At 39.3% G+C, this 9,537-nt stretch carries 11 protein-coding genes; 2 read left to right on the top strand and 9 right to left on the bottom strand.

Annotated features, from left to right (window positions below; all coding sequences use genetic code 11):
* Positions 1-18: 18 nt before the first annotated feature.
* The 3 genes from HMPREF0519_RS10140 to HMPREF0519_RS10130 all read right to left on the bottom strand — a co-directional run bounded on the left by HMPREF0519_RS10140 (position 19) and on the right by HMPREF0519_RS10130 (position 2,934).
* Positions 19-942 carry a hypothetical protein gene (locus tag HMPREF0519_RS10140; RefSeq protein ID WP_040472793.1) on the bottom strand — a complete coding sequence of 308 codons (924 nt, stop codon included), beginning with the start codon at positions 940-942 and terminating at the stop codon, positions 19-21.
* Between the two features lie 190 nt (positions 943-1,132).
* Complete coding sequence (locus tag HMPREF0519_RS14455) at positions 1,133-2,338, bottom strand: Ig-like domain-containing protein (RefSeq protein WP_003635960.1); 1,206 nt, start codon at positions 2,336-2,338, stop codon at positions 1,133-1,135.
* Between the two features lie 188 nt (positions 2,339-2,526).
* Entirely contained in the window at positions 2,527-2,934 is a 408-nt protein-coding gene (locus HMPREF0519_RS10130; protein WP_003635958.1) for a hypothetical protein, read from the bottom strand.
* 343 nt (positions 2,935-3,277) lie between these two features.
* On the opposite strand from HMPREF0519_RS10130, the gene HMPREF0519_RS10125 reads away from it, so the two are divergent.
* Positions 3,278-3,658: a DUF1694 domain-containing protein gene (locus tag HMPREF0519_RS10125; RefSeq protein ID WP_035462305.1), complete on the top strand. Its 381-nt coding sequence runs from the start codon at positions 3,278-3,280 to the stop codon at positions 3,656-3,658.
* Positions 3,659-3,734: 76 nt separating this feature from the next.
* Here HMPREF0519_RS10125 and HMPREF0519_RS10120 read toward each other — a convergent pair whose 3' ends face one another.
* The 5 genes from HMPREF0519_RS10120 to croR form a co-directional block, all read right to left on the bottom strand.
* Positions 3,735-4,064: an AzlD domain-containing protein gene (locus HMPREF0519_RS10120; protein WP_003552837.1), complete on the bottom strand. Its 330-nt coding sequence runs from the start codon at positions 4,062-4,064 to the stop codon at positions 3,735-3,737.
* Between the two features lie 17 nt (positions 4,065-4,081).
* Entirely contained in the window at positions 4,082-4,867 is a 786-nt protein-coding gene (locus tag HMPREF0519_RS10115) for an AzlC family ABC transporter permease (protein ID WP_003558227.1), read from the bottom strand.
* Positions 4,868-5,007: 140 nt separating this feature from the next.
* Positions 5,008-6,273 (bottom strand): D-alanyl-D-alanine carboxypeptidase family protein, encoded by a 1,266-nt coding sequence (locus tag HMPREF0519_RS10110; protein WP_003635956.1) that lies wholly within the window; start codon positions 6,271-6,273, stop codon positions 5,008-5,010.
* Positions 6,274-6,291: 18 nt separating this feature from the next.
* On the bottom strand, positions 6,292-7,467 hold the full coding sequence (locus HMPREF0519_RS10105; RefSeq protein ID WP_003558224.1) for a sensor histidine kinase: 1,176 nt from the start codon (positions 7,465-7,467) through the stop codon (positions 6,292-6,294).
* Between the two features lie 33 nt (positions 7,468-7,500).
* The gene (croR, locus tag HMPREF0519_RS10100) at positions 7,501-8,190 is read right to left on the bottom strand and encodes a response regulator transcription factor CroR (protein ID WP_003552832.1); all 690 of its coding nucleotides are present in this window, start codon (positions 8,188-8,190) and stop codon (positions 7,501-7,503) included.
* Between the two features lie 275 nt (positions 8,191-8,465).
* Between croR and HMPREF0519_RS10095 the strand changes: the two genes are divergently transcribed.
* The gene (locus HMPREF0519_RS10095) at positions 8,466-8,963 is read left to right on the top strand and encodes a GNAT family N-acetyltransferase (RefSeq protein WP_003635955.1); all 498 of its coding nucleotides are present in this window, start codon (positions 8,466-8,468) and stop codon (positions 8,961-8,963) included.
* 120 nt (positions 8,964-9,083) lie between these two features.
* Here the strand turns inward: HMPREF0519_RS10095 and HMPREF0519_RS10090 are convergent, their stop codons facing one another.
* Positions 9,084-9,494 carry a peptide deformylase gene (locus HMPREF0519_RS10090; RefSeq protein WP_003635953.1) on the bottom strand — a complete coding sequence of 137 codons (411 nt, stop codon included), beginning with the start codon at positions 9,492-9,494 and terminating at the stop codon, positions 9,084-9,086.
* Positions 9,495-9,537: the final 43 nt, after the last annotated feature.

The following is a 9,537-nucleotide window of genomic DNA, read 5'->3' as shown; positions in this document are numbered from 1 at the left end:
AATTTTTTCAATCCAACATCACTTATATCTTGCTTTGACATACTGGCCAATCGTCTCATGATTGTCATGGGCGCCTTTAATAATATTCTTGATATCTTGGTCACTCATCGCATTAGAATCGACTTCGGCAGCGCTGATCTCTTTTCTAGCACTATTAACCTGGGACTCAGTGATCTGCTGACCATTAATTCTATTTTTCTTTGGGTTAACCGTAAACTCATTTGACCCTTTATAAGCATTTGCTGCTTTCTTTTCTGACGAGGTCAAACTATCACTGCTGTTAGGCGCGACATTAGGATTATTTTGGGTACTACTGTTTGAAGTAGAAGACTCAAACTCATTCGTAGAACTACTACTGCTTGGCGTAGTTGTTGTATTTCCCGACAGTGAAGCATTATTCTTCGAGCGCAATTGTTTAGCTTTATTCAAAATTGACTTGTAGTAACTTTGCTTGGCTGTTTGGTCCGAAAGAATCTTATCCAGTGTGCTGTTAGACTGAGTATAATTGCCCTCACCGGTCTCATTTAACGCCTGATTATAAATCTTGTTATACTTTTTGAGATTTCCCTGAATGGTTTTAATCGTTGACAGTTTACCCTTTGAACGATCCTTCAGGGTCTCATTTCCATTCCTAGTATCAACAACTGATTGATAACCATCCTTGGCACTGTTGTAATCACGGTCACTAAATGAATCATTGGCTGCCATATAATTTTGAGTTTGACTCAACAGTCGAGTTGCCTTTTTATCACTTGGTTTTCTCTTTAATGCATTTGTAAAAGAAGTTTCCGCAGCAATATAGTTTTTATTAGAAATTTGAAGGCTAGCACGCTGCATCGAATCATTATATAGCTTTTCATTTTGAGAATGACGGGCGTATGCGTAACCACCCACTGAAGCGGCAATAACAATGGTGATTACAATCCAAATCCACTTTTTCAAAGTAAGCCCTCCTAGGAATTCATTATTCATTTTTATTATACCATTTTGGGACGGGGGCTTAAAACATGAAGATAAATCTATCATCTAAGAAAAATCAACGTTTCGTGTAAAGCAAGTGCAAAAAATGCGGTTCCCATTAGGAACCACATCCTTTGACAATTCAAAAAAATTATTTTAAATACATTGAAACTTATTTGCTAACCATTTTATCTTTCTGAGTTAATTGCAGTTTTAAAAGTAATGCTTCCTTTTGTGCAACCTGATTGCGATCCTGTTCACGTTTTGTTGTCAAATCGTCTAGCGTATTTTGATAAGCCATCTTGTCGGATTGAGCCTTACGTTTCTGTTCATCAAACTCACGTTTTTCAGATAATAGAACATTTCTCAAATTTACATTTTCAGGTTGTTGTGTAAGTTCATCTGAAAGTTGACCCATATCTTTCCTCAGTTGATCCATTTTTTGATTATCTTCAAGGGAAAACTGATTGTTTTTTAGATCCTCACTTTTTTGATAAATTAAAACATCAAGCCCAGCCGCATCTTCGTTCAATACTCTAATCTGAGCCTTTAGGTCATCAGCCGAAACGCCTGCAGTTTTTACGACTGGCAACTTAGTTTTCAACGTACTTGAACTCTTAGTTGGTATCTCAGTTGAGCTCGCAACTGGATGATTTCCAGTATTTCCACTGTTTGACACACCAACAACCCCATTCACAAAAATCATAAAATTCTGGTGTAATCCATTCCAAGCATTTCTCAGAGCAGTTAAAAGTTGTGAACCTACCGTCTTCAACTGGTTAATTTGACCTAACAATTGGTTGATCTGGTTATCCAGCATTAAACGTGATGACAGAGTTGATGCTAGACGACCCGATCTCATGTCATTTATCTGACCGTTAAGCCTATCGATTTGCATACTGATTTGCCCAGCTTCCGCGTTAGATACGTTTACTGTTGGGTTAGGAACAACTGGTTTTGCTGACGCACTTGGATTAACTGGCATGTTTGGCTTATTTACCGAAACTGGCGTAGTTGGTGTGGCCTTTGATGGCTTGACAACGTTTACCTGTTTCTTACCCTTTTTTACTTTAAAGTGACCCGACTTTACTTTAAATCCTGCTTTAGTAACCGTCACCTTATAAGTCCAGCCACCTTTAACTGCTCGTTTCAACTTCATCACAAAATGACCATGCTTATTGGCTTTGGCAACCCCATAGGTAACACCCGCCCGGGAAATCTTGATTTTTGCGCCCCGGGTTGCTTTACCTGAAACGACCTTGGTACCGGACTTTGCTTGGTTAACAGTTGCCTTGAGCAACGTCGTCTTTGCTTGTGCGGTAACTGCACCCATGAGTGCGACTGGAACGACTAGTGCTGACAATACATATTTATTCATCGAAATTCCTCCAAAATTTTATTTGGTAGGATTACTGATTCACTTTAAAATCTCAAAACTTTTTTCAAGCTTCCCCTTTCTAATTATTTGTCTCTCAATAAAAAAGAATCCAGTAATGCCTACATAATGTAATTACGTAAACTTACCGGATTTATTTTTTTATTTTTAGAATTTTTTTAAAATAAACCTTAATCAGCCTGTTGGAACTTTCCGGCTGTTAATGTAGAAGCAACAATCCAGCCCTGTCCTTTAACATAAAAGAATGTTTTAGCTTTGGCAGTCTTGCTGGCAGCTGTCTTAACAACCTTAGTCACATAATAAGTCGTTCCGGACTTTAATTTACCCTTTACGGTTGTGGTAAATGTCGGTTTGTCAGCACCGATTAAAGCTTTATATACTGTAGGAGTCGCATCTTTTGTATGATAAACCTTTGCCTTTTTAAAGAAATTCGAGTTTGCAATTGTATAAGTTGTACTCTTGGCAGCAGTTTGAGTTGTTTGTGCAGGTTTAGTTGCAGCTGAAGCAGCCAGCGGTGCGGTAAATACCAAAGGAAATGCCAATGCTGCAGTTGCGATAAATGTTGTCATCTTTTTCATAATAAAAGCCTCCTAAACTTTGATGACCAAATTATATTCTGTTACAGAATTATTTCAAAGGAAAAGGCAACTTTTTATTCCAGCTTAATGTTTTCTTAAAATTCTTTATCAAAGAAACACCTTTATATTAACATTTGGAAACGTTTTTTAACCATACGATCCGTTATTTGTACTACAAACGATTGTTACAATTATATTACAAAATTATCCAAAATAAGGCATGAACTTACTCAAAATTTATAAAAGGTTTCTCTTTCGAAAACAGCTCAAACATAGTATGATGAGTGCAATTGGCAATTCACTATATTCGATTATATTTATTCCAAAGGAGGCCATTTTACCTATGGCTAATGATTCCGAAGATTTCATCAAGCAACATATGTTTGGTAATCCACAACTCAAGCCCGACGAAAAACGGGCTTTTCTGGGCAACTTTCGGGAACGGGTCGCAATTGCTCTTACAATTTCACAATTAGGTCAATCACAAACCAAAGAAATGGTGACGAAAATTTTTGATCAATACCCAGAATACCGGGCTTATTTGAATGGCAAAATGTCACAATCTTTAATTGACGATTATATGGGGCTCGCTATTGATCATCACTATCAATACACCATTCTAGTTCAAAACGGTCAGCGTGTTGATCAGCCCACCGGTCCAAATGATTTTGGATTGGTCGTCGCTGATCCTAAGAACAAAATTAAACGCCGAATTTTACTATAGTCACACCCCTAAACTCAAAATCCGTTCTACCTGTCAGTCATAGACAGATGGAACGGATTATTTTTAATTTATTTAATTAAAGAAACATTGCCAGTAAGAAGACTGCCAACAATCCCAAAATAACTGAAATGGCCATCGACCGTGTCCAGTAGGCAACGCCAATCACAATAATTGCTGCGATCATGTCGGGAATCTGGTGAATTGTGACTGAATATGTTGGTGTGATAAAGATGTCCTTTACAACCAACGCCGTAAACAATGAAATCGGCACGTACCTCATCCATTCATTAAACCAATCCGGAATCTTCCGGGTACGAAAAAATAAGAGTGGTATTAAACGTGGCGCAAAAGCCACGCAGAAACACCCTAAAACCAACCAAACATGTTGCGTTGTCGTCCATTCCATAAAGCTCTTACTCCTAGCTACTCGTTGTCTACGTCCTCTTCAGGCGTTCCGGCAGGGTTCTTCATTGACTTAAGCCATCCACTCTTCGGATGATGCTTTCGAATCGTTACCTCAATCATAAAACCAATGAATGAAGCCACCAGTGTTGAAATAACCAGCCCCAAAGTTGATTTTGTGAGTACCATGAAGAATGCTGCCAAGAAGCCTGATAAAATGCATATTACAATGATCAAACCATTCTTTAATTGCATCACAATCATATATAAGAACAAAGCAGTTAAAGCAAAATGCACAATTGTTAAATCAATGTTAATTGCGCTTCCGATCAAGCTTCCGATAAGATTACTGATTGTCCAAAAAATTAACGTTGTGTGTTCAACATGTAACGCCTCTTTCGGTGTGAATTTCTTATCGGTCGAAAACTTCAAATAATTCAATGCGTAGTTTTCATCATTCATAGAAGCCGCAAAAATCATCGTAAAACCGAGCGGTTGATCATGCAGATACTTCGAAAGACTTGAACCGAGCAACGCATACCGTAACTCCAAGAAGAACATCATCAATAGAACAGATAACATCGGTGCGTTGGTAGCCAATAAAGAAGCAATTAAAAACTGCGCGCCACCAGAGAACACCATGACTGATACCATCAGTGTTGTCCAGACATTAAAACCGGAAGCATTTAATAAGATACCGCACGCCAAACCAATTGGTATGTAACTTAGGTCAACCGGCAAAGAGGCATCCAATATTCTTTTCCAATATGGTGCCCCTGCGTCTGATCGTTCTGCGAACTTACCCAAAAGGAATCCTCCATCTAAATAAACGTAAACTCAAAATTTACACGCTTATGATAACGCGTGTAAAAATAATGTAAACACAATTCAAATTCAATTATATGAGAAATCGGACAATTAATAAACACTTTTTAGCGAATTGATTGCTAAAAAAGTCTCGAAAGCGCTCTCCAGAAGAGTACAAAAGGATTTGCTTTTTCAATCGTTTTACTTGTTACCAAATCAACTTGGTCCGGAAAGGTATTTAAATATTTTAAGAAGTGATGATCATAAAACAGATTCGCAGATGCCACCGACTTATTCTTCTTAATTGGTGCATTAAGTTTCTTGGGTGTTTTGACAAACTTTCCCTTCACCTGCTTTTGGCTGATGGATTTTGGTACCCAGACCCAAGTTGTCTTTTTAGTGACAAGCTTTGTCTTTGTCTGCTTACCATCGGGCACCTTTGTTGTCCCCAATTCATTAATATGAACATGCATTGCAAGCTTAACAGGATGTTGCTTGTGAAAAACAATCCCCATGAGCTTAGCGGTCTGAATGAACCTGGCAGGATCAGTTGCACTGTTGTTTCGAGCGCCTAAAACGACCGTCACAATGCGTCTGCCATGATAAGTGGTCGATCCTGCAAAACAGGCACCGGCTTCATCCGAAGTGCCGGTTTTTAAACCGTTCACAACAGCCCCCTTCGCAATTTGACGATCATCAAGAAGCTGATTGTGCCCAGCATACGAATTGCCTGAAAAGTTCATTTGCGTTTGTCTGGTTATCTTAGTCAATCCGGGAAATGATTCTTCGAGCCTACTGGCAAGAAGTGCAATATCCTTTGCAGACATCAGGTTCTCTGCATTCGGGCTATCTTTTTTCAACATCAAAGAACCTGTCAATTTATTGGTTAGACCGGCAGCATTATAAAATTTAGCATCCTTAATACCCAGTCCCCTTGCAGTCTTAGTCATTTTGTCAGCGAAGTTCTGCGCATTTCCGGACACTTTTTGTCCAAGTGCAATTGCGGCAGCGTTCGCCGACACAATCAAAGCTGCTTTTAACAGATCGCGGACTTTGTAAGATTTCCCGGATTTTAATGGCACATTCGTTAATCCGGATGCCGTGCTTAGTTTAGCGACAGCGGGAGAGATTTTAACCTGATCGTTCCAAGACAGCTTTCCTTCTTGGATCTGCTTTTGAACGATGTAAACCGTCATCAATTTTGAAATTGATGCGATTGCCAATGGTTGATGGGCATTTTTTTCATACAGGATTTGTCCGGTATCAGCATCAACTGCGATTGCTGATTTGGCATAAATCACTGGTTGGCTGGTTGAAACCGTCGCCGCATAAGCACTTGACTGTGCACTTACCGGTAACACAAATAAACCTAATACAAGTAAAAACCATTTGATTTTAATCGTCATTTGAGCAAATAAACCTTTCTATTTAGAAATTGACTTGTCATCGACCTCATCCGGTCGGGTTAACTTATCGCCGTGCTTAAAGGGTAAATGAATTGCAAAAGTTGTCAGATGATGCTCGGACGTGACGATGATGTACCCGCCATGTAGATCAATAATGCTTTGTGCAATTGCCAATCCGAGACCAGATCCGCCGGTATCCTTATTTCTGGAACCTTCAACCCGATAAAATCGTTCAAAAATCTGGTTCAGAGACTTCTTGGGGATTTCAGGTCCATCGTTAGACACGTGAATCACCGCCTCGTTGGGCTTGCCAACTCGACAGGTTAAATAGATGTGCTTTCCGCCTTTACCATATTTAATGGCATTGGAAATCAAATTATTAAAGACACGTCCTAACTTTTCGGCATCTGCTTCAATATACAGTGGCTTCTCCGTGCCCTGAGCCGAAATCTGAAGGCCGCTTTTTTTAGCTTCTAATTCAAAACTGGCAACTAATTGTTCCATCATCTGGCTCAGGTCAATCCGATTAATCGACAGTGGCGTTCCGGTCTGCTTGACTTTCGTATATTCAAATAAATTGTCAACCAACGATTTCATTTGCTTTGCTTTTAAATACGCAATCTCAGTGTATTTCAACAAATCTTCCTGGCTCTTGTATTGTTTATCCTGGATCAACCCCAGATACCCTAAAATAGAGGTCAACGGCGTCCGTAAGTCATGACTGACATTTGTAATCAGTTCATCCTTTGAACTTTCAATTGCCCGTTCCTCATCCATTGATTTAATGACACTATCAACCAAAGCGTTAATACTTTCAACAACCGATTGGGTATTTCCTTTAAGCTTAAATCCGATTCGATGATCCAAGTGACCATTAGCGATATAGTGAAGTTCACTGATGATGTGTCTTAACTGCATCTGATGATAGCGACGAATGAGACGCCAATAAACAACGGCAGCATCAAACAACAACATCAATGTAATAAAAATGTTTTCCCAACTCCACAAATGGTAATGATCGGGACCAATCAAAATTGATTTTTTAATAATAAAGATACCGTCTCGAAGGCCAGGATTTGTGTGAATAGACTGATTGATCAAAATTATGATTGAAAGGTTCAGCATCAACAGTAAAATGACAGTGACAATACCTTCCAAAAAGAGTTCGGTTTTTTCACGACCAGTTAATTTCAAGCTTTAGCCATCCTATCTTTGTAAATTCCAAAATTAATGTGATTCAATTTTATAACCAACGCCCCAAACGGTTTGAATCACCTTTTCGCCGTTGGTAGCTTCTTCAATTTTATCCCGTAGATGGCTGACGTGAACCATGACGGTTTTGGCCGATACAATACTTTCCTGTCGCCAAACACGTTCAAAAATCTCATCCGCGGAAAAGACACGGTTGGGGTGGCTTGCAAGCAAGTATAGAATGCCAAATTCAAGTGCAGTCAATTGGATCGGCGTCCCAGTGATTGTTTTAACCTCATGAGAATCCTTGTTAATTGTTAATGGCCCAATGTCGAGAACGTCCGGCGTATCGTTGGTAACATGTTCTTCCGTACGTCGCAGTAATGATTTAACCCGTGCCATAACTTCAAGCGGGTTAAACGGCTTTGTCACGTAATCGTCGGCACCACTGATCAAACCTTGGATTTTATCCATATCCTCCGTCTTGGCTGATAAAATGATAATCGGAATTTGTGAATCTTTGCGAACTTCTTTAATCACTTCAATACCATTCATCCCCGGCATCATAATGTCCAAAATCATCAAACCAATATCGCTTTCAGTTCGCAGTTTGGTAAGAGCTTCATTACCACTGTATGCCGAAACTGGTTCATAACCTTCATTTCGAATATAAATCTCAAGTAGTTGAGCAATTTCCTTATCATCGTCGACAACTAAAATTTTCATAATTTTACCTACCTCATTACTATTAATATAAATTTATTGTATTTGTAAGTTATTTTAAAGTTAAAGACTTCAATATTGATTCTACACTATTTGGACAAAACGACAACTAACGCGAAACAGAACTTAAAAGATAATTAAGCGATCCATTTTTGACAACCTCGCTGAATTGGATAAGCCGAGAGCTTTCATTTTGTCACGTCTACATGACACTGCATGTAAGTTGAAATTATACTATAATACAGATCATAATAAAATTCTATGGAGGATTTCCAGAAATGAAGCCCACTTTTACATATGCCGACATAACCGATTTACCAAAAATTGTTGATATTTATAACGAGACGATTGCCAGTCGTATGGTGACCGCAGATCTTGAACCCGTTTCGATTGCCTCCAAACGCAGTTGGTTCAATGCGTTTAACCACGAACACCGCCCTATTTGGAAGATCATTCTAAATGATCAAATAGCCGGCTGGGTAAGTCTCGAAAGCTTTTACGGCCGTCCCGCCTATCACCATACCGTTGAAATCAGCATTTATATTGACGCCGAATTTCGTCATCACGGACTTGGCCAACAGGCACTCGACTTTGTTGCCACACAATTAAAAGATCTGGAAATCGATACAATTGTATCCTTTATTTTTGCCCATAACCTTCCCAGCCTGGGTCTGTTCAAGAAAAACGGCTTTCAAACCTGGGGACATTTACCCGAAGTGGCTGAGCTTGATGGTCAAAGACGGGATCTGGATATTCTGGGGCGTCGCTATTATTAGTTTCCACATCATTCAAAAATTAAAGAAGTCCCTGACGTCAACATCTCATCACAGAATGTTTAACGTTAGGGGCTTCTTTTGTTAAAAGCAATTTGATTTTAACTAAGAATAGACCGATTACTAAATTAAAATGCCCTCACAGTGATCAACCTCGTGTTGAATGATCTGAGCAATCCAATCAGAAAAGCCTTGTCGATGTGACCTGAAATTTTGATCCAAATAGGTCACCGTAATTTCCTTATAGCGCGTAGTTGATCGTTGCCCTTCAAGAGACAAGCACCCCTCTTTTGTTGCAAACGGTACCGATTTTTCGACAATTTCTGGATTAACCAAAGCTACCGGAAGCATCCTCATCTGAACAACAATAATCCGCTTGTTCACGCCAATCATATTGGCTGCCATTCCAACACAAATCTGAGTATTGGCATGCAGTGTGTCCAACAAATCGGTTATGATTTGAGTATCAGCCAACGTTGCCGGTTGCGCCCTTTGAGACAACGTTAACGGATTATGATTAATCGGTTTGATCATGTTTTTCTCCTATCAATGAATCATGCATTTTACGACTACCTGT

Source organism: Lentilactobacillus hilgardii DSM 20176 = ATCC 8290 (assembly GCF_000159315.1).
Classification (GTDB): Bacteria; Bacillota; Bacilli; order Lactobacillales; family Lactobacillaceae; genus Lentilactobacillus; species Lentilactobacillus hilgardii.
The sequence above is the reverse complement of the archived record's forward strand: the minus strand, read 5'-3'. Positions and strand labels throughout refer to the sequence as shown.

Bases quoted from the DNA above. Each gene is read 5' to 3' on its own strand.
- croR (WP_003552832.1), bottom strand. From the start codon at position 8,190: ATGAAAATTTTAGTTGTCGACGATGATAAGGAAATTGCTCAACTACTT.
- HMPREF0519_RS10120 (WP_003552837.1), bottom strand. From the start codon at position 4,064: ATGGAATGGACGACAACGCAACATGTTTGGTTGGTTTTAGGGTGTTTC.
- HMPREF0519_RS10130 (WP_003635958.1), bottom strand. From the start codon at position 2,934: ATGAAAAAGATGACAACATTTATCGCAACTGCAGCATTGGCATTTCCT.
- HMPREF0519_RS10090 (WP_003635953.1), bottom strand. From the start codon at position 9,494: ATGATCAAACCGATTAATCATAATCCGTTAACGTTGTCTCAAAGGGCG.
- HMPREF0519_RS14455 (WP_003635960.1), bottom strand. From the start codon at position 2,338: ATGAATAAATATGTATTGTCAGCACTAGTCGTTCCAGTCGCACTCATG.
- HMPREF0519_RS10110 (WP_003635956.1), bottom strand. From the start codon at position 6,273: ATGACGATTAAAATCAAATGGTTTTTACTTGTATTAGGTTTATTTGTG.
- HMPREF0519_RS10125 (WP_035462305.1), top strand. From the start codon at position 3,278: ATGGCTAATGATTCCGAAGATTTCATCAAGCAACATATGTTTGGTAAT.
- HMPREF0519_RS10095 (WP_003635955.1), top strand. From the start codon at position 8,466: ATGAAGCCCACTTTTACATATGCCGACATAACCGATTTACCAAAAATT.